This window comes from Pseudoalteromonas sp. MBR-15 (assembly GCF_053628915.1).
This window is the reverse complement of the sequence record NZ_JBRJHH010000014.1, coordinates 17,842-38,393: the sequence shown is the minus strand read 5'-3', so window position 1 is coordinate 38,393 and position 20,552 is coordinate 17,842. Positions and strand designations below refer to the sequence as shown.

At 42.9% G+C, this 20,552-nt stretch carries 15 protein-coding genes; 4 read left to right on the top strand and 11 right to left on the bottom strand.

Translation table 11 applies throughout. The features are described from left to right. Positions 1-459: 459 nt before the first annotated feature. The gene (locus ACSSVW_RS16860) at positions 460-651 is read right to left on the bottom strand and encodes an alternative ribosome-rescue factor A (protein ID WP_036972476.1); all 192 of its coding nucleotides are present in this window, start codon (positions 649-651) and stop codon (positions 460-462) included. 256 nt (positions 652-907) lie between these two features. Between ACSSVW_RS16860 and ACSSVW_RS16855 the strand changes: the two genes are divergently transcribed. Next, positions 908-2,776 carry a cation:proton antiporter domain-containing protein gene (locus ACSSVW_RS16855; protein WP_454179768.1) on the top strand — a complete coding sequence of 623 codons (1,869 nt, stop codon included), beginning with the start codon at positions 908-910 and terminating at the stop codon, positions 2,774-2,776. A gap of 207 nt (positions 2,777-2,983) precedes the next feature. On the opposite strand, the gene ACSSVW_RS16850 is transcribed toward ACSSVW_RS16855, so the two are convergent. The 3 genes from ACSSVW_RS16850 to ACSSVW_RS16840 form a co-directional block, all read right to left on the bottom strand. Next, positions 2,984-5,527, bottom strand: a complete 2,544-nt coding sequence (locus ACSSVW_RS16850) for a TonB-dependent receptor plug domain-containing protein (RefSeq protein ID WP_454179766.1) — start codon at positions 5,525-5,527, stop codon at positions 2,984-2,986. Between the two features lie 321 nt (positions 5,528-5,848). Next, positions 5,849-6,493: a UPF0149 family protein gene (locus tag ACSSVW_RS16845; RefSeq protein WP_036972480.1), complete on the bottom strand. Its 645-nt coding sequence runs from the start codon at positions 6,491-6,493 to the stop codon at positions 5,849-5,851. A 72-nt stretch (positions 6,494-6,565) separates the two neighbouring features. Continuing rightward, the gene (locus tag ACSSVW_RS16840; RefSeq protein WP_075593414.1) at positions 6,566-7,528 is read right to left on the bottom strand and encodes a sensor histidine kinase; all 963 of its coding nucleotides are present in this window, start codon (positions 7,526-7,528) and stop codon (positions 6,566-6,568) included. Positions 7,529-7,623: 95 nt separating this feature from the next. Between ACSSVW_RS16840 and ACSSVW_RS16835 the strand changes: the two genes are divergently transcribed. Further along, complete coding sequence (locus ACSSVW_RS16835) at positions 7,624-8,931, top strand: HD domain-containing phosphohydrolase (protein ID WP_036972952.1); 1,308 nt, start codon at positions 7,624-7,626, stop codon at positions 8,929-8,931. A 77-nt stretch (positions 8,932-9,008) separates the two neighbouring features. Continuing rightward, positions 9,009-10,031 carry a ferrochelatase gene (gene hemH, locus ACSSVW_RS16830; protein ID WP_074988485.1) on the top strand — a complete coding sequence of 341 codons (1,023 nt, stop codon included), beginning with the start codon at positions 9,009-9,011 and terminating at the stop codon, positions 10,029-10,031. A 38-nt stretch (positions 10,032-10,069) separates the two neighbouring features. On the opposite strand, the gene ACSSVW_RS16825 is transcribed toward hemH, so the two are convergent. From ACSSVW_RS16825 to ACSSVW_RS16815, 3 genes are all read right to left on the bottom strand, one after another. Further along, on the bottom strand, positions 10,070-10,381 hold the full coding sequence (locus tag ACSSVW_RS16825) for a cupin domain-containing protein (RefSeq protein ID WP_036972483.1): 312 nt from the start codon (positions 10,379-10,381) through the stop codon (positions 10,070-10,072). A 242-nt stretch (positions 10,382-10,623) separates the two neighbouring features. Further along, positions 10,624-11,772 (bottom strand): benzoate/H(+) symporter BenE family transporter, encoded by a 1,149-nt coding sequence (locus ACSSVW_RS16820; RefSeq protein WP_036972485.1) that lies wholly within the window; start codon positions 11,770-11,772, stop codon positions 10,624-10,626. 162 nt (positions 11,773-11,934) lie between these two features. Further along, positions 11,935-12,894 carry an ATP-grasp domain-containing protein gene (locus ACSSVW_RS16815; protein WP_036972486.1) on the bottom strand — a complete coding sequence of 320 codons (960 nt, stop codon included), beginning with the start codon at positions 12,892-12,894 and terminating at the stop codon, positions 11,935-11,937. A 195-nt stretch (positions 12,895-13,089) separates the two neighbouring features. On the opposite strand from ACSSVW_RS16815, the gene ACSSVW_RS16810 reads away from it, so the two are divergent. Then, positions 13,090-13,626: a hypothetical protein gene (locus tag ACSSVW_RS16810; RefSeq protein WP_454179765.1), complete on the top strand. Its 537-nt coding sequence runs from the start codon at positions 13,090-13,092 to the stop codon at positions 13,624-13,626. 87 nt (positions 13,627-13,713) lie between these two features. Here ACSSVW_RS16810 and ACSSVW_RS16805 read toward each other — a convergent pair whose 3' ends face one another. The 4 genes from ACSSVW_RS16805 to ACSSVW_RS16790 are packed head-to-tail and all read right to left on the bottom strand — an operon-like array spanning position 13,714 to position 20,452. Further along, positions 13,714-14,907, bottom strand: coding sequence for an alkaline phosphatase family protein (locus ACSSVW_RS16805; protein WP_036972487.1), 1,194 nt, complete (start codon positions 14,905-14,907; stop codon positions 13,714-13,716). Positions 14,908-14,919: 12 nt separating this feature from the next. After that, a complete protein-coding gene (locus tag ACSSVW_RS16800; RefSeq protein WP_454179763.1) occupies positions 14,920-16,680 on the bottom strand; it encodes a hypothetical protein in 1,761 nt (586 codons plus the stop codon). A 17-nt stretch (positions 16,681-16,697) separates the two neighbouring features. Then, complete coding sequence (locus tag ACSSVW_RS16795) at positions 16,698-19,013, bottom strand: carboxypeptidase-like regulatory domain-containing protein (protein WP_182396685.1); 2,316 nt, start codon at positions 19,011-19,013, stop codon at positions 16,698-16,700. Between the two features lie 11 nt (positions 19,014-19,024). Next, positions 19,025-20,452 (bottom strand): glycerophosphodiester phosphodiesterase, encoded by a 1,428-nt coding sequence (locus ACSSVW_RS16790; RefSeq protein WP_454179762.1) that lies wholly within the window; start codon positions 20,450-20,452, stop codon positions 19,025-19,027. Between the last annotated feature and the right edge of the window lie 100 nt (positions 20,453-20,552).

Below are 20,552 nucleotides of genomic sequence, written 5' to 3'. Positions count from 1 at the left end.
CCAAGGTTGTTATAACAATTATTTTACATTTCCAACCTAAAAGTAACATAAAAAATAATCAGGTCAACCTCTAATTTACCCAATAAAGGTAAATACATTCTTATTTTTACTGAAAAATACCGTTAATCTCAGTCAAAACTGATAAAAATTATTGAGCTGCGACTAAAACTTGCTCGATTCTACAGCGTAAAAATGAACACAAAATTAACAAGTTTTTAACCTTGAAGCGTACGGCTTACAAGGCATTTAGAATTTGGCGAGGGAAAATAGCGGTAAATATCGTTAATAAAAAATGTATCTTTTTTAGGTATATAGCGAATAAATTAGTTTTATTGTAAAAACATATATAAAAATTGTGTAAAAAGTAAACGCGGTGACTTTTTTAGAAGATGTTTGAAATAAAAAAAGCAAACAACGGGTGTTTGCTTTTATAAAAAATCCTATTTGATCACAACTCAATTAAGCAGCGATTAAATAGGACTCTCGTCCTGCATGTTTTGCCTTACGCTGATATGCACCTTTGCCTTTTTTAGCTTTTTCAACTTTAGCCTGAAACAGCTTAGAGGTAACCAATGCAGCATAGGCATTGTCGTTAATTACGCCGCGGCCAATATCAACTTGGCTTTGGTTTTTTTGTTTCTTTTTGCTCATTTTTTACTCCTCATGAATGTGTCGCGATTGTATACCGTTAATACTGCTACGCAAGTAGTTTTATTAAAAATATGGCTCTTTTTTCACCCTTATTTTGTCGTAATTTAAATCAATTGCTGCCATGCATTTTTGCCATTTTTATGGTTAAGCGTGTTTTTTATTTGCATTCACATACCAACAGCTGGCAATACTGATTAAAACAACCATAGTTATTAAAAAATAATGACTAAAAATCAAAAAGAACAACAGGATCATAATGACTGACTTACTGTTAATAGCCTATATTTTCCTCATTGCAGGCATTATTGCCGTGCCAATAGCCACCAAGCTGGGACTCGGGTCTGTACTGGGTTACCTACTGGCTGGTATTGCCATTTCTCCTTTGCTAACCACCTTAAATGTGGATGTGATTGCCATTCAGCATTTTGCCGAATTTGGTGTGGTGATGATGCTGTTTATTGTTGGTCTTGAGCTTGAACCTAAAACACTGTGGTCAATGCGCAAACAACTAATAGGTCTTGGCGGAGGGCAAGTTTTATTAACCAGTGCAGCATTTACAGCATTAGCTATGATGTTGGATCACCCGTGGCAAACAGCCCTCACTATTGGCTTAATTTTATCGCTTTCTTCAACGGCGATTGTGCTGCAAACCCTGTCAGAGCGTGGGTTATTAAAATCAGACGGCGGCCAAGCATCATTTAGTGTGTTACTCACGCAAGATATTGCGGTTATTCCCATGCTCGCATTTATTCCATTATTAGCCCTACCAGAGCTGGCAACAGGAATAACAAGCACCAGCAATAACAGTCATACAGGGCTTAGCCTCGTAGCAGGGCTTGAAAGCTGGCAAGCAGCCTTAGTCACATTAGGTATGATTGCGCTTGTGGTGTTTGGCGGAAGCCATCTCACAGCCCCACTTTTTAGGTTTGTAGCACAAGCACGGCTACGTGAACTCTTTACCGCCACGGCGCTATTTTTTGTTATTGGCATAGCATTGATGATGTCGTTAGTGGGCCTTTCACCCGCATTGGGCACATTTTTAGCAGGCGTGGTGCTTGCAAACTCCCCCTATAAGCACGAGCTCGAAAGCAATATCGATCCTTTCAAAGGATTACTGTTAGGGCTCTTTTTTATCACGGTTGGCGCCAGTATTAATTTTCAGTTATTAACTGATAACCTCGCGACCATTGTGCTTTTAACGGCGATTTTGATCCTTACTAAAACAGCGGCGTTATTAATGCTTGGACGACTGTTTGGCTTAAAAGGAGCCGCCCTATGGTTACTGGCGCTAGGGCTTGCTCAAGCCGGTGAGTTTGGGTTTGTGCTATTAAGCTACAGCGTGGGCAATCATGTGCTTCCATCGGCTTTGGCCGACCAACTGTTATTGGTTGTCACACTTTCTATGTTGTTATCACCGGTATTATACATTGTGTATCAACGTTTCATTGCCCCTCGTTATATTGGCGAGCAAGCTCACCGAGAAGAAACCTTTCCTGAAGATAGCCACGTCATCATTGCTGGCTCTGGTCGTGTTGGAGGGGTTATCGATTTAATCTTAAAAGCAGGCGGCTTTAACACCACCGTAATTGATTACAATTACAAACAGCTTGATCGATTAGAGCGTGTCGGGATCCGCAATTTTTTTGGTGATGCAACAAGACCCGACTTACTCAGCGCCGCCGGAATAGACAATGCAAAATTACTAGTTGTTACACTCGATGATGCCGAGCAAATAACCAAACTGGTTCGCTATGCAATGCAAAACTATCCGCACCTTCATGTTGTTGCGCGTGCTGTAGACCGCCATCATGTTTATGACTTGTGGGCATACGGGTGTCGCGACATTATAAGAGAAACCTACGACAGCTCCCTTCGCATGGGTCGCAGCGCATTTGAAGCACTCGGCATTGAGCAACAAAAAGCACAAGAGCTGGTTAATATCTTCAGCGAATTTGACAAAGAAATGCTGCGCTTAGCCGCAGACGCCTACGAAATAGGTGTGCCATTTGAAGAAAACCACGCGTACATCGACTGCATTAGTAAACTACTCAACGAAAAAGAGCCTGAGATTAAACAGCGAATGCGCGACATATGCGAACGGGCTGCCAATAGTTCAAAACAATAAAGGCTTACACGTAACAGCGGTTTTATGCGGTATAACTCAAAGTGAATTAAACCGCTGCTATACGCTTTGCTTTACCCCAGCTGCGTTTTATAAATGCAGGGCGCTATACGTATACCACTGTGCTTAATTAAGTATTAGTATTCACCTTCGCAAAGACAAAAAAATAGCGCCTTTCGGCGCTATTTAAACTTCATTTCAATATAGGAATTAAAAGCTAAAACTAAGTTTTGCATAGTAGGTCATGCCATCAAAGCCATAAGGCAAGGCACGTACAGGGTACTTAAACGCTTGATTAGTGATAAAATCAAGTGCTTCATCTTCGCCTAACTCATCAGGGGTCACGTCGAAGATATTATCAATACCTGCCGACAGCATAAGCTCATCAGTTAACTGATAACCCACGTTAATATCAACTAAAACCGCAGACTCTACCGTACTGGTATCTTTAAATTCGCCTGTAGGTGAAAGCTCATCTGGTAAGCCAATATGGTCATTACCAAAGTACTTAACGTCTGTTTCGCCATAATAATTAAAGCGCAACATACTGTTAAAGTCGCCACGATCATATTCAAACGTAAGCGTTGCACGCTCACCAGGTTGGCCATCTGTTAAAAAGCTACGCTGCAAATCATCCAGTGCAATCGACTCAGGGATCCCCTCTGGGGCATTAACATTATCAATTTCGGTGTCGTTAATATTACCAGCAAACGTTGCTGAGAAATTACCGTCGTACAAATCAGTACGGTACGAGGCAATAATATCAACCCCTTTCGTAGTTGAGTCTACCGAGTTTGAAAAGTAGTTCGCTTGCTGTGCGCCAGTGGCGTTCAATGCAGCCACAGCCGCAGGGCTAAAGGCAACATCATCCGCAGACATTAAGCTGCCAAGCGTAATGCGGTCTTTAATTTCAATATGATAAAAATCAACGGTTAACGACAGTTCACTGCTCACGTTATAAACAAAACCTGCGCTTAGGTTCTCTGAGCTTTCAAGACCAAGGTTATCAACGCCCAGTGCTGAAGGAAAATCAGATCCCGCCGTTGCAGTAAATGACTGCAATAATACCCCACCCGCACCTAAGTTAGTGGTGTAAGCCGTATAAGCACTTTGCTGTAATGAAGGCGCTCTGAAACCCGATGAGATTGCACCACGCACTGCAAAATCATCAGAGATTTCATAGCGTGTCGCTAATTTACCAATGATGTCGTCACCTGCATCAGAGAAATCTTCATAGCGCAGTGCCGTACTCACTTGCCATGCATCTGTCAGTAAGGTTTCAGCATTGACATAAAATGCATAGCTGTCGCGGCTTTCTTTGTTTGATGCCTCAGGACGAAGGCCGTTATAAGCCTGAAAACCACATTCAGCAAATACGCTGTCATCGTTTACCGCTGGGTAAGAAGTGTCTGTATTAGCAAGGCCGCACGCATAGGATGCTTCTTCGCCTGGGACAATTTGATAGTTTTCTTTGCGGTACTCAGCCCCCACCGACACATACACAGGCTCACTGCGGCCAATATTAACAACGCCGTTTAAATCGGCATTAACGGTGGCTTGATCAAATCTAAATCCGCCCGAATACCCGCCTCGTGGGCCCGCATTAGCAGCAATATCTGCATCACTCGCATCTGGGTTATTAGCTACATATTCAGCAGCATAAGAAGCATTTAAGGTATTTTTTGAAGTGAAATCATAGCTATTTTCACCGTACACAGCAGACACATCATAACCCCAGTCAGGGTTCAGCTCGCCACGCAGACCCACTGCAAATGAAATATCTTCGGCTTCGTTGTCTATACGAGGTAAAAAGCCATCGCTGTATACTTGCACCACATTCTTTGCGGCCTGATTATAGTTACGGTAAAAACCATTCCCTAATGCTGTTCGGTTTGAATAGCCACCAAATGAGTAAAGTTCTGTGTCACCCAGCGGAAGTGCCATATTATAAAAAAGTGACGTAAACTCGCTGTCGGCATTACCTTGCCCCCAGCGGACATCGTCAGATAATGTGCCAGCAGGGACATCTAACGACCCACCCGTATCACGCTCGGCTCTATTAGTGCCATCAGCATTACGGTATTCAGCCGAAAAATTAATAAACCCCCCTTCGTCGCCTAAATCAAAACCACGATTTAAACCAATCGAAATCGTATCGCCGTCGCCTTCGCCCGTACTACCTGCTTGCACATAGCCCGTTGTCACACCGGTAGAATCGTTAAGTGATAAGTTAATCACCCCTGCAATTGCATCAGAGCCATATTGCGCCGCTGCGCCATCACGCAATACTTCAACCCCTTTTAATGCGCTAAGCGGAATAGCGTTCATGTCGGTTCCCGCTGCACCCGCGCCCACTGTGCCGTTTAGGCCAAAAATAGACTGATTATGACGACGTTTACCATTAATAAGCACCAACGTTTGATCTGGCTGTAAACCGCGCAGAGTCGCGGGTCTAAATAAATCAGACCCATCTGACACTTGCGTACGAGAAAAGTTAAAAGACGGTGCGGTCGCTTGTAAACTTTGGCCAAGTTCAGTGAAGCCCCCTTTATTCAGGGTATCAGCATCAATTAAATCAATAGGAGAGCTTGATTCGGTCACAGTGCGGTTTGCTACTCGCGATCCCAAAACTGAAATTTGTTCAATATTTTTATCAGCTTGAACGTCTGTTGCTTGCTCAGCAGCCTGCAATGAAGTCGCCGACACAGCGACGCTGACGGCAATAGCCAGCATACTAAAAGAATGTGTTGTCATGTGAATCCTGTTGATATTCTGGCTTTTCCAAAGCTAAAAAATAAAGCGCCCCACAGGGAGAAACAAAGGAAAAGCATTAAGCACGTGTTATAGATTTATAAAATCTTAATTTTGAAAGCTAACTCAAGCCTGCGAGTTAACCTTTACAAAACATCCTATCAACAAAAAAATGAAAAGAAAGAAAAATTAGCTACGACTTAGGTATAATTATACCTATTTGTACTATTAAGTGATTAAAGAAAGGGGTTTTGATTATTTAATGAGCAGAAATAAGCAAGAAAATGCAACTACACACTTATCTCTGCTATTAACAGGGTGAGGTTATTCTTGCTCTATCATCGCGAGTTTTTCATCTTCAAGCATCAGCGCCATCGTTGCAATCTCAGACAAGCTTTCATCTAACGCGGTAAAAAAGGTCGCAAAACCTTCTCCTAACTTATCAGGCTCGGGGTGATTTGCAAGCGCCTGATCCCACATGGCTAAGGTTGTGAGTAAATCAAGCGTTGCTTCAAAATTATCAATAAACAGCTGACCATCACCTGCGTTGTCATTCTGTTCATCGGCTTTCAACAAAAATTGTAAATCACTATGCCAGATATCTTGGTTAACAATATAGGCTGCAATATAGCCACTGCAAAAATCTTGCAATGCTTGGCTTGGCTCGTTGGCTTTCACTTCATCTGGGTATAAATGTACGAGTAATTTTTTTTGCTCAACTTGTGCTTCCGTTACATTATCAAGCAGCTCAATCATCGCATCACGAGGGGCTGACTCAGTCATTAACGTGTTAAACACCGTTTCGTCGCCGTCGGCTATGTAATTAGCCAATTCAGACTCGCCAAAAAACTCAGAACACGCTAACAAGCCACTCATAAAACCGATTACTTGGTCTAAACTAACCTGCTGTGTTTCGCTTTGACTTGCGAGATAGTTTTTAAATACATCTGCACTTTCTTTATTAAGCATATTGAGCCTTTATATTTTGCCTTTGTTAGGGTGTATTCCTACACTAGCGAATCCACATTTTTTTGCAACAACTTAGATATTGTCAACAACTTGCCTTACATGACTGAGGATCGGAAACACACAGCTAATACGCGTTCCCATACCTTGTGTACTTTGAATATCAATCCGGCCTTGATGCTCATGCACAATAGCGTATGCCATGGTCATGCCCATACCGGTTCCCTCGCCTACAGGTTTAGTGGTGTAAAAGGGATCATAAATTTTAGCCATTGTTTGCTCCGACATTCCCTCACCATTGTCTTCAATATCAATGTAAATATGATGCTCAATCTCATACACCGACACCGTAATCTGTGCCTCTGAGCGATTACTGTCACATGCTTGCTTGGCATTTATTAAAATATTAACGACAACTTGGCTGATCGCAGGCAAATTACACCAGCTAATCGAAATAGGACTGTAGTGGGTGTGTAAGTGGTAATCGTTTAACTGATTTGCTAACAGTTTTACGGCACTTTTCACCGCGTCAGTCATATCGGCAAATTGCTTTTCGTGCCCTTTAGGCCGCGAAAAATCGAGCAAGTTTGCAACTATTTTACGGATCCGTTGTAAGCCTTGGGCAGTGTCGCTAATTAGCTCAGGCAAATCGTTGGCCACATAATTAAATTCATGTTTTTTATTCAGTTGCGTCAATTGCTCAGAAAAAACATCTCTTTCAATGTGTCGCTTGGCAAACTTGTCACATGCACTAAGCAACTCACTAAAAAAATCACAGTAATCTTTTAAACAGTCAACATTACTAATACTGTAAGCCAGTGGATTATTAATTTCATGCGCAACACCCGCGCAAAGCGTGCCAAGTGTTGCCATTTTCTCGGCCTGAATAAACATCGCCTGATGATGCTCTAAATCAGCAATTTTTTGTTCAAGTTCACTGTTTAATGCAACCAACAGCCGGCTTTTATCTGCTAACAATTGCTCCGCTTGTTCACGCGCCGCTTTTTCTAGTAAATAGGCTTGTTTAAAATCACCCATTTTAGCCTCAAACTTAGCTCATCTCTTATAAAACCTAGCACAAGCCCTAATTTAAGGCTATGTTATTGATTAAAGATGATTCAAAGCAATGTGGTATGGCAAAACAACTTAATAAAGAACATATTCAGGTTTTATGCATTGATGACGATGAAATTGTTTTACGCACCTTAGTTAGGTTGTTAACGGCAAATAACCTTTCGGTTAAGACCAGCCTTTCGCCCATTGAAGCACTAAAACTTTTAGACAGTTTCACCTTTGATGTGATCATTTGTGACATGCGCATGCCCGGTATGGATGGCGCAGACTTTTTTGCACAAGCAATCAACATTGCCCCCGATACACAACGTATTTTATTAACCGGCTATTCCGATATCGACAATACCATTGCCGCTGTAAATAAAGGAAAAATTCACGCTTATATTCAAAAGCCTTGGCAAAATGAGCTGTTGTTACGCAACATTCATGACGGCATCGAAAAAACCTCTTTAAAACGTAAAAACAAGCAACTTGAGCAAAAAATTAAAGCCCAAAACAGCCAACTAAAAGAGCTCAATAATAACCTTGAGCAGATGGTTGAAAAACGCACCCAACAAATACGTAAAGTGCTTAAACAGCTTGAAGAAGCAAACGAACGTGAAAAACACGAACACCGCACAACTTTCGAGATTTTATATAATTTTATCAACGCCAACCCATACCTAGATGGTATTCAAGCGCAAAATATAGCGAACACCTGCAAGCAAATTGCGCAGGCACTTGGGTTAGATAAAAAACACATAGAAATGGCCGAAATGGCAGGCTATTTAGCGCAAATTGGCTTATTGGCAATGGAGCCAGCCCTGTATAAAAAGCCCACGCGTGAATTAAACGAAAATCAAAAAAAGCTTTTTTATACGCACCCAAGCACGGCGCAACTTATGTTAATGCCCGCAACCCATTTACACGATGTATCCGAAGCCATTTATTACCAATTTGAGCAATACAATGGCAATGGTATTCCAAAAGGATTAAAAGGCGCCGACATCCCGATAACCGCCATGATTTTGGCTATTTCTCGCGACTTTTGGCAAGCCGTGGCTCAAGTCAGTTCGCTGGGAAACAGCAAGTTCGAAAATGCACTGGGGCAATTACAACTTTACAGTGGCACCTACTACCATCCTAAATTGCTCGAGATTTTAAGTGGATTAAAAATTAGCTGCGCCAGTAACCAACTCGTTGGCAGCATGAAAATCATTAATGCAAACGAGTTAAAAAACGGCATGGTGCTTGGGCATGCTCTGAGAAACTACGATGGAATTTTGCTCTTACCTAAAGGGCATGTATTTGGCCCTAAATCGATAAGTAAGTTACAGCAGCTCGAAGCGAAAAAACCGAATCCTTTCAGGATCATGATCAAAAATTAACGAATAAAGTGATCACTTATTATCGCTACTTCGTTACAATGTGATTTATATTACTTTTACTTCTAAAGGAGCGATCAGTGTCGCGATTTTCCGCTATAACAGATAAGCCTCATGATGGCCGATTTAATAAAAAAACCGGTATCTTATTGACCAACTTAGGCAGCCCTGATGCCCCAACCACAGCGGCACTCAGAACCTACTTACGCGAATTTTTATCTGATCCACGCATTGTCGAAATCCCGCGCTTCATTTGGATGATCATCCTGTATTGCTTTGTACTCACGCTTCGCCCAAAGCGCTCTGCTGCACTTTATAAAAGTATATGGACAGAAAACGGCTCGCCATTAACGCATATCACACGCCAACAAAGCGAAAAACTCGCCGCAATTTTAAAAGAGAAAGGCCATCAAGATACCGACGTTGTTATGGCAATGCGTTATGGTAATCCATCGATTGAAGCGGGGCTTGAAGCACTGCGCGAAAAAGGCATTACCCGCGTTATTGTGCTGCCGCTTTATCCGCAATACTCAAGCACAACGATTGGTTCAACGTTTGATGCTGTGTCGAACGTATTACGAAAATGGCGCTGGGTACCCGAGCTTCACTTTATAAACGGCTACCACGACCACCCTATTTACATTGATGCGTTAGCAGCCAGTATCAGCGAAGATTTAAATGCCCATGGCACACCGCAAAAACTGGTATTTTCGTATCATGGTATGCCAAAACTATTTTTAGAAAATGGCGACCCTTACTACTGTTTTTGTATGCAAACCACGCGTTTAGTGTCAGAAAAGCTAGGCTTAGACAAAGACTTAGCGGTGACCACGTTCCAAAGCCGTTTTGGTAAAGCAGAATGGTTAAAACCATACACCGACGCCACGCTTGAGAGTTACCCCGCACAAGGCATTAAAGATATTGCCATAATTAGCCCTGCGTTTAGCGCCGATTGCTTAGAAACATTAGAAGAGATAGAAGGCGAAAACCGCGAAATATTCGAGCATGCAGGCGGTGAAAAATACCGTTATATTCCTGCACTTAATACGCGCGATGACCACATTAACGCCATGTACGAAGTTATTAAGCCTTTGCTTAAGTAATTGTAGTTAGGCCCTAGTTACTAGGGCCTAATTGATACTCACACGCTGCCTTGTGTCTCGACCACCAAAATACGCGCTTCACCTTTTGGGTGAGCCACATGCTCAGTGCCAACACTGGCATAAAAGATATCTCCGGCATTTAACAGCTCAGCGCATACTTCACCCTGTTGCTTATAAAGCATCTCAACCTGACCACTTAACACCACAAACACTTCTTCACCATCGTTGGTGTGCCACTTGTAAGGCTCATTCGTCCAATGCAAGCGGGTTGTAATGCCGTTCATTGTGGCGATATCTAATGCGCCCCATGCACGGTCGGCAGTAAATTCATGACTTCGTATTACTTTCATTTGTTACTTTCACCTTTAATACTAATTTGTTTAATTAAGTGATCTATTTTGGGCAATATAAGCTCGTTGATAACTGGGCAAACATGTCGTTATTGAGGTGTTCTCGGCAATTACTCCCGCATTGCTCTGCCTCCAGCCTCTTGCATCCATGCAGTCGTAAATCAGACATTTTTAACACAGCTCGCGACAGGTTTAATCCCTCAAAATGATTAAGCATCATTGCGGATTAGTTTAAATAGCCCCTAATCTTTGCGTGTCATCACTAAGGTTATTACCCCTGCAACAATCCCCCAAAATGCCGAACCAACCGTGAACAAGGTCAGGTTTGAAGCCGTCACTAAAAATGTCACTATGGCTGCCTCGGTATAGTAAGCCTCTGTTAACGCTTGCTGTAAACTACTGGCAATCGTGGCAAACAAGGCTATACCCGCTAATGCTAAAATAAGTGCTTGCGGTAAACTGGCGACTAAACCAACTAATGTCGCAGCCAGTAACGCCATAATGATATAAAACACACCACCAGCAATACTTGCCCAATAACGCTTATCGGGATTTTTATCGGCTTCGGGGCTCATACAAATTGCCGCAGTGATCGCCGCAAGGTTAATCGAATACCCACCAAATGGCGCGATAAACACATTTAAAAGCCCCGTAACATTCAGAGCAGCCGAGACCGGAGCCTTATAATGATGTGCTTTTAACACAGCGATGCCTGGTAAGTTTTGCGATGTCATCGTCACAATAAACAGCGGTAAGCCCACACTGACCATGGCATTTAAATCAAACTCTGGCGCAATAAATGTAAACTCGCTTAATTTCCATTGCCAACTGCTTGTATCAATTTGTCCGGTCATTGCAGCCATTAAAAAGCCAACCACAACAACAGCTAACATCGCAAAACGGGGGAAATAACGTTTACCACATAAATAAACAGCCACCATCACGCCAATCACTAAGGGCAATTCGTTCATAAAATTGAACACATCAATGCCAAAATTCACCAAGACACCCGCCAACATAGCACAGGCCAATTGACTGGGAATTTTGTTCATCATTTTTTCGAAAATACCGGTGATACCGCATAAAAACACCAACACCGCCGAGAACATAAACGCCCCAACAGCTTGGTTTAAGGTGTAGCCTTGCGCGCTTGAAATAAGTAATGCAGCGCCCGTAGTCGACCACGCAACCAAAATGGGCACTTTATAGTAATACGACAATGCAATAGAGCTTACTCCCATCGCAAGCCCCAGCATTAATACCCAACTGGCCACTAAATCAGGGGTACCGCCTAGCACCATCACTAATTGATATATCAATGCAATTGAGCTGGTAAAGCCAATAATCACCGCCACTAAGCCCGCGGTTGCTCGACTGATCAGTTGACTCATAAAGGGGAGACTCCTTGCAAAACATGCAGATAAAAACCTACCTTATCGCAAGAAGCACACGTTGACACTGTACACTTTTGTAGTATTTGAAGAGTAATTTACTATACAGAAGGCCACCTAGTCGCGGTGGCCGTATTTGTGCATCTTTCGGTTAAGTAATCACTAAGCGGCAGTTTGATCAACCACTTCTTCGTTTACTTCTTTCGCTACGGGCTTGTCAAAAATACCTAAGCGGATACGAATAAAGTGCAAAATTTCTTTTGCGACATCAATGCCCAATGCACCTTCTAGGCCTTCAAAGCCAGGGCTTGAGTTTGCTTCACATATTTTAAAATGCTGCTCGTCAAATAATAAATCGATGCCCGCTACATCGAGCTTTAAAACGTTGGCCGTTTGTGTTGCAAGCCACTCAATTTCAGGGGTAATTGGGAATGACTTACCTGTACCACCCGCACTGACATTTGCTTTAAAGTTTTTACCCTGCGAGTTGCGTTCCATACATGCAACGGCACGTCCACCGATAGTAAGTACACGCAAATCACGACCGTGGCTCGACTTAACAAACTGCTGCAAAATAATGTTTGCTTGTGGGTTTGCAGCCTCGATTAACTGCATAAGATCATCAAACTCTTCTTTCGACTTTGATAAAAAGACACCACTGCCTTGCGACCCCGATAACGTTTTGATCACCACCGGGAAACCAATTTGTTTTTCAACTAAATCAATATTTACCGGAAACTTTACGAGCATTGTATTAGGGGTTGGTAAATTACACTCAGCTAAAATTTGCTGTGCAAATAACTTGTCTTTCACCGTTTCGATTGACTGCGAGCTATTCACGCAATACACACCTAAACGCTCAAGGTGGCGAATAATAGCCAAAGCAAAATACGTTGTGCTCGCGCCCATACGTGGAATAACAAAATCAGGTAGTGCAACGGATTGACCATCAATCAAAATGCTTTTGCCATCTTCGCGGGTAATGGTTAAATCAAATTGATCAGGCGAAAAAACTTGTAAATCAATGCCCTCTTCTTTGGCAGCTGCAAGTAAACGCTCAACTTCATAGGTTTCTTGCTTTAACAAGCCCGAACTGTCTTTATAAATGATCCACCCACGCATGGTTAGTACCTCTAGTCTTGGGGTTTAAGTGACAAAAAAACGCGGATTATGCGCAGCATTGCAGCCCGAGTAAAACAAATAAATTTTATCGTCACGATTACCAAAAGCAGCATTGATAGAACAACTATTGACCATTAAGTTAATTTAAGGTAAAAACTTACATTAAGTTAACATTAAAACCCGTAAGAGAAACATGTGAACAGGACGCTTGCATTAATCTTCATTCTTCCAATCAGTGCATTTGCGCTTAACGAATGGCATATTCAAAGCGATGGCTTTATATCTACGCCAAGCGCTGAAAAGCCTGTTATTACATACAAATCAGATGAGCAATTTATTGCACCTCAGCCTATTGTTAACTTAACCGCGCCCCTTAATCAGCTTTCAAACAAAGCGCACGACTACTTATACAAACAAAGGCGCTTACCTAAAACGCTGAGCGATACCGCATTTAGTGAATTTGATATTGAAACACTCAAAACCTTAAAAACCGGTGATCAGTATATTTTGAAGGTAGACGAATACCTAAGCTACACCGTCGAAATTACCGACATTATTGAAGCCAGCAACGGTGATCGCAGTGTGTTTGGTAAGCTAAATGATCACGCACAAAACTACCATCAAGCCGTTATGACCCTGACAGAAAATACCTTACACGGGCAGTTTAATGCGGGTAACGAAAACTACCAATTTGAAAGTTATGGCAAGTATGGTTGGGTAACCAAGCTGTAAGTGACAAGATTCAAGCAACAAAGGGCGAGTTTGTAGCCGCGGTTTTACATCGCACTACACGCTCGCTCTTTGCTTTTAAGCTGCGTATTACTTGTTTAACACTGGCCACAAAGTCGCGCCATCGCTGTCGATAGGGCTTAAAATTTTCAGGCCTAATATATTTGCAATAAGCGGATACACATCTAAGTTACTCACTTCATCAAGTTGCATACCGTTTTTAAAGGCAGGGCCGGTGGCAATAAATGTGGCGGCCATATCATCGGTGTATGCGTAACCATGAGTGCCTAAATAAGGCGCCATTTTGCTGTCGGTGAATACGCGCGGTGCAGTCGTTTGTAAAATAATATCCCCCACACGCGGGCCTTTATCGTAATGATAATCACGCTTTTGTTGATCATTTAAAACGATGTATCGGCCATCTGCCGCCTTAGCAAGCTTTTTGCTAAACCCCGCAATATCGGCTTGGCTATCTGGTTTGGCGTAATAAAGCACGCGCGGACCGGTGTTTTTAACAATGAAGTTATCATCCTCTGGTAGCTGACTAATTTTGATGCTCTGTTGGGGATCAACTGTCGACATGCCATGATCAGAAACAATCACCAAATTAATATTCTCATCAAGCGCTTTTAAGCGTGTGTGCAAGTCTGCCATTAGGGCATCTAAGGTTTGTACTGCATCAAAGGTTTGCTTTGCATCAGGGCCATACTCATGCCCCATACTGTCTACCAACGAAAAGTAACTCACCACCAAACGTGGGCGCTTTTCTTTTGGTAAGCTTAACCATTGAATAATTTGATCAACACGTTTTTGGTAATCACTGTGCTTAGAATAGTGGTAAAAGTAATCAGGCAACATGCCGTTAAAGCGCGCATCAGACTCTGGCCAAAAATAGGTTGCCGCTTTAACCCCCTGCATTTGTGCAAGGTTCCAAAGCGGAATACCATTTAGCCAAGTGCTGTCGTCTTTGCCTTTACCCATGCTGTAACACTCATTGCGCTGTGTATCGCAAAAACGGTTATCAACAATACCGTGGTTAACTGGCAACAACCCCGTAATAATCGACACGTGATTAGGAAAAGTTTTAGTTGGATAAACAGGGCGCATTTTGGTTGCCCTTACTCCCTGTTCACTGATTGCTTTTAACGCAGATGCGCGGTGTTTTTCAATGTAATCCCAGCGAAACCCATCAATCGAAATAAGCACAACAGACTGCTCACTATCGGCTTTTACCGTTCCACTTATGATTAACAAACCTGCTAAAAGTAACTGAAAAATACGCATACAAAACCCTTATTAGTTTAATTTTTTGATTCGTTCGAGTATGTTACCGTACTCTTTTGAAAATTTTGTGATCGTGCTTTCAAGCTTTTTCACACTGCGTTTTAAACGTGTACCATTTGCTAAGCTATACATAAATCCCCACAGCCCAGTAACCACACTTAACACAATAAATACCACAACAGGAAAGCCATCTAAATGCTCCACGACTTGCGGGTATTGATCAAGTAACTCAATGCCGGCGTCTGGCACAAGCGCATTCACCAGTGGATAAAAATCTTGCGGGTCTAAATACCAAGCCAAGCCAATTGATGTAAGGCCTAGCATTACCATACGGTTAAAACCATGCACCATACCAAAGCGTTTAACTGATGAGTAATCATATTTAATATCTTTACTCATATTCACCGCATACTCACGGAAGTACTTTGAATAACGCTGTGTTTCTACATCACTGTAGGCATAGTAAACCCAATCACCGACATCGACAGACCCTAACAAGTCTTCACCGGCTTTAAAAATATACGGCTCGCCCGAGGCTGTTTCGAGCATGATCTCACCTTTTAGGGTCGTGCTACGATTACGGTATACCTGAACGCGCTCTGTCACATCGGTGCCAACATAATTACCGCCACGGTAGGTGGTGGTGGTTTCTGTTGTAGTGACTGTTTCACGGGTTTCATTGGCGTGCGCGCTTTGTGCTTTGTCTAATACTTTACCTAGCACGGCACGGTGACGAATAGTGCCCTTTTCATTACGCGCCCACACGTTTTTATGCACATAGTTTGTTTTGTAGTCTAGGCTGTATTCACCCATTATGGCGTGTTCAAGATCAGCAATAGTGGTTGGTTTAACTAAATGTGATTCAGCCTTTCGCTCTGCACTCACCGTTTGGTTTTCTGTGCTTTGCTCGTCATCTGCCAAAACCGATGCTACCGGCTCAACATGCTGCTTAACACCACAACAATAACAGTGTGCGGCATCTTTACTAATACGCTGCTGACACGAAATACAAATTACATCGGACTTACTCGGCAAGCGAGCAAGCATATGATACCCCAATTGATTTTGACTGGTTGATAACATGACATCGGTGGCCGCTAAAATCGCATCGTAATGTGCTTCCTTTTTGGCCTTGGCTTTTTTATGGTATTTATGTTCTGCAATAAATACCCCAATAGCGACAGGCAAGGTTGCTAATAATGCCGGCACAAACTCAAGTTTGGCAGCAAATAGCATCACTAAAAATGTAATAAAGCCCAATACAAGCCATAGCACAGTCCCGCCGGTGTAGACTCGGTTAATGCTGCTATCCCAACTGCGGTATTGTTGATCAGCAAAGTGCACAATCACAATTGGCATAAAGCGGTTATTCTTCACGACTTTAATCGCGTCGTTGTTTGCTATTCGGTAATTTAGTGTCAAAGGGCTTGGCTGAAATGCAGTGATCACATTGCCCTTTTGTAAATTAGCAATCACCTCTTTTTCAGCATCCACGCTAAACTCGTGAATGTGGCCGTGTTTGTCTTCAACTTCTAACCACCAATAGCCATATAACATATCGTCATTATTGGTTTTATAACGGCGCTTATAGTAGTACATCGATTTAACAACACCGGTAATAGTGCAGGCTTGTGGCGAGTAGTGTTTTACTTCAGCAAGCAAGTCTGGGTTGAGCTCTTCAACCGTGTGCATCTGTCTTTTTTGCTCAAGAGCTTCACCACAATCACAACAGTGAAGATCGGTGGCATACACCGTATTTTGGCAATGTTGCATAGTCATTCCTTGCTTAATTATTTACTTAAATCAATTGTTAATGTTTGCTCGCCAGCCTCTATTTGATGCCAACGACGATACGTTTTATACCCCGGTGCCGACACCTGAATATCGTACGCGCCCGTTTTTAAAGTCATTCCTGGGCGGTACTTAGGGCCTATATTCATAATACGAACCGTGGCATTAGGTGCATTGGTGGCAATGGTCAGTTTGGTTTTTTGCTCAACCAAATATTGTCTGCGAGATTGTTGCTCGGCGCTTAAATTTGCCGTGTCGTGACGTAAAATATCAACCTGTGCCAGCGCATGGCTCATCGGGCTAAAACGCTCGTATATATGCAGTTTTTCTTCAAAGGCTAAGCCTAAAGGATGCAGTACCGGCTGGGCATGAAGAGTCCAACGAATCGCGTAGCTAAATACCGGATTACTCGACTCATCCACTTTGTCTAAAAAGTAGTTAACCGGGCTTTGCTCATCTTCGGTAAAGCTATTATGAATAAAGAGCACTGGGGCAATTAAAATCACGGCAGGCATTATCAGTTTTTGCAGTACGCTCAGCCATGTTGTTGGCTGCTTTTCTTGAGCAGGTTTAATAAGTTGCCATAATTTCAACGGCAACTTGCTAAACGTTAAACAAATTAAAAATAACGATAAAGACATTGAAATAGGCGGAATAATCACCGAACGCAGCGCCTGTTTACCGTACTGTGCGTACTCACCGCCATCGGCAAATTTACCTTCAGCGCTATTAAGCATGGCTACGTACTTGTCGGTGCGTTTTTCAATATTCGGATCAAGCACCTGATCTTTAAAGTTCTTTTTATTCCAGTCTGCGCGAATGTTTTTCACGTATAAGTCGCCCATACGGTCGGCGATTTTGGCTTGAATTTCCGGGTGTAACTGAAACTCAACCCAGCTTAAGTTGGGCTGTAAGCTCATACCCCGTTTGCGCATTTCACTTTGCCATTGGTTTGTCGCTTCTTGTGTGACTTTAGTCGCAACGGCATTAGCAAATACCTGACGTTGATTCACATTCCACGTGCTATCAAGCTCAAGGCCTTTGCTTGCAAAATGGGCACGCAGCTTTTGTTGCGTGGTGTCGTGTGCACGAAACGCCATTAAGTTTTCAAGGGTAAACGGGTAACCCGTTTCTTTAGCAAACATTTTATGAAAATTAGGATGCTGTAAAAAACGTAATTGATAATGATCAGGGTCGTCGGTGTATTTATACCGCTTATCTTTAAAACCGCCGTCGCCACCGGTCGCTAAACTTGCCGCTTGCAATGCAGTGTAAACACCGCCCGTTAGCACGCCCATTAAAATAGTGCCTGCGGCGTTTTCTGCCACCGAGACATCTTCTTCAATTAACCAATAGTCTGGCTCAATGTAACCAATACCGGCTTTTAAAATGGTGCTTCTGTAATCGGCCGCTTCACGTTCGTAACAGCGATTACGGCGGTCTTTTTCGCTGCTTTTATCGTAGCGCTCACGGCACTTCGCAATACTATTGTGGTAATCGTATATTTTCGGGCCGTACTTTTGTGCACGCGCAGAGGCTTTAGCAATATGGGCTTTTTGCGCTTGTTGATACTTATTCCACCCGCTGTTGATTTCTTGCTCAACCTGTTGCCAATAACCTTGCTCGCGCTCACCAATGCTGGCTAACGTATGGTTATATTTTTTACTGCCCTGTGCGTAGGCTTTGTACTTAACCACCAGCTCATCGTACAACTGGCTGTAATTTTTATAATGTTTATCAAAGTCTTGATACGCTTTCTTTTGCACGAAAGAGGCAATAATTTTACGCTTATCTTGCTCAAGGTTATCAGACAGTGCTGCATCGCTATAAAGTAGGCCACCAAACAACGCTAAAAAAGTCAGGTTTTCTGAGCTGTGCAGTTGTTCGGGGTTGTAATCAAGGTCGTTTACTTTAATTGAGTTAATTGCCAAGGCATCACGCAGCGCTGCGCTATAGGTTGCAAACTGGCGTTGCTCAGCCGTTGAGGGTTCTATTAACGTTTTTTCGATGGCGTACTTTTGCCCAAAAAACACCACCGGCCACACAAGGCAAAGTAGCGCAATAAACGAAACAACACCGCGGCCAACTTTAGCAACCATGGCTTTGGGTAAAAAGTCGGCTAATAACAGTGCGACACCAACGCCCGACACCGCACGCCCATAAATTTCGAGGTGCTCTAAATCTGCCGCAGAAGGGGTGCCTAACCCTACGAGCGACACAAGTTGCGCATTAAAAATTGCTTCGGGTAATAAATATAAAGTAGCTAAAACAAGCAGCAGACAGCGCCACCAAAACGGCTTTATTATTGTAGTCATAGTATTGTTCTTTATTGCTTTTTACGTAGTTCTAATTCAACCGCTGGGTCGGTTTCCAAGCTAAAGTCTTCATCGGCTTGGCGTGTGCCAATTTCGAGATTGGGTGCTTTAGGCGTCTGTGTAACCTGTGGAACATAGCTCACTGCTTGAGTCGATTTAAGCGTGCCTCCAACAGCAGGATAAAGCTTGTTACTTTGATACGCTTTAAGCTCGTCTAGGCGCTCTAAATCAAGATCATCGGGCATGCTTGCTATTAACTTAGCGTCGGCTTCATCGCTAAAATAAGGGGTCACGTTTGGCAGCTCAAACACCGAGCAAAAGCCATACACCGTGTCGTCAATAATCACAGAGTCGGGACGCACCGAGCGCGACTGCGCTAACAAACTGCGCTCATGATAGTCGTGACCGTTAATTGAATAAGTCGCAATCATAATGCCACGCGCCTTGGCACTGGGCTTTAAACGAGCAGCGGTTTGCTTGTAGTGTCGAATATCAAGCACGTAGCCAAAGTTACGCTTCAGCTGTTTTGCTAATTTGTCGAGCTGCAACGGGCTGTCGTAACGCTTTTCACGGTGATAACGATTACCTAATGCTTGCAAGCTTTCGAGCTGTTCTTTGTTGCGCTCATAAATAGGGTCACTCCCTGCACCGCGTTTTAAGTCACTGGCAAGCTTGTTCATAGACGCTTTAGCTGGCGACTGAATAAACGCTAAATAAATGTCGGGGTTAATGTCACGCATACGCGTTAAATTGCGCATTTCTAAACTGCTAAAAAAGTAATTACCGCCACCAATGTATTCATACGCCAGGTAGTCGAGCATTTTAAGATCGTTGATCGAAGCGTTTGATTTAATTTCAATATTAAGCTTTTGATGCGGTTTACGATAACGCGCAAAGCTCGATGCTAACTCACGAAAAGAGGCAGGCAAGTCATCACTCAGTAAGCCTGTATCTTGATTGCGGAGGCGTAAATACCCCCACTCTTTTTTATAACTCATCGACTCAATTTTGCGACGCTTGTTGTCGACCGTGCCCGTTTCGCGGCCGGTACGCGCATCGTGGTGTACAACCCACACATCGTCGCGGGTAATACGCACGTCAATTTCAATCACATCAAAGTTATTATCAATGGCATCAATCACTGCATTAATTGAGTTTTCGGCGTAACGAATCGAACCTCGGTGGCTTTGCAGGTTAAATCCACTGCATTGTCGCGCCGACACATAGTTAATATTGCCAAGTTGGCTCTCAAAGAAGCCTCGGGCAAACAGTGCTTCTTGCTTGGCTTTCACTGCTTGCTTTTGTGCAACAGTGAGCGTGCTTTCGGGAGTCGCTTCTGGGGTACTTTTACAGGCCGTTAAGCCAACACAAATAAGTAAAATGCCGACCAGCAGCAAAGGTTTAGTAAACGAAGTTTGCATCATTGCATTTACAGCCAAAAGGCTTTCCTTTTTTATTAGAGCTCATAAAGAAGTGTGTAAAGCTGAATAATATATGAATAGAGGTCCCGATTTAAAGTAATAACTTTAATTAATCCAA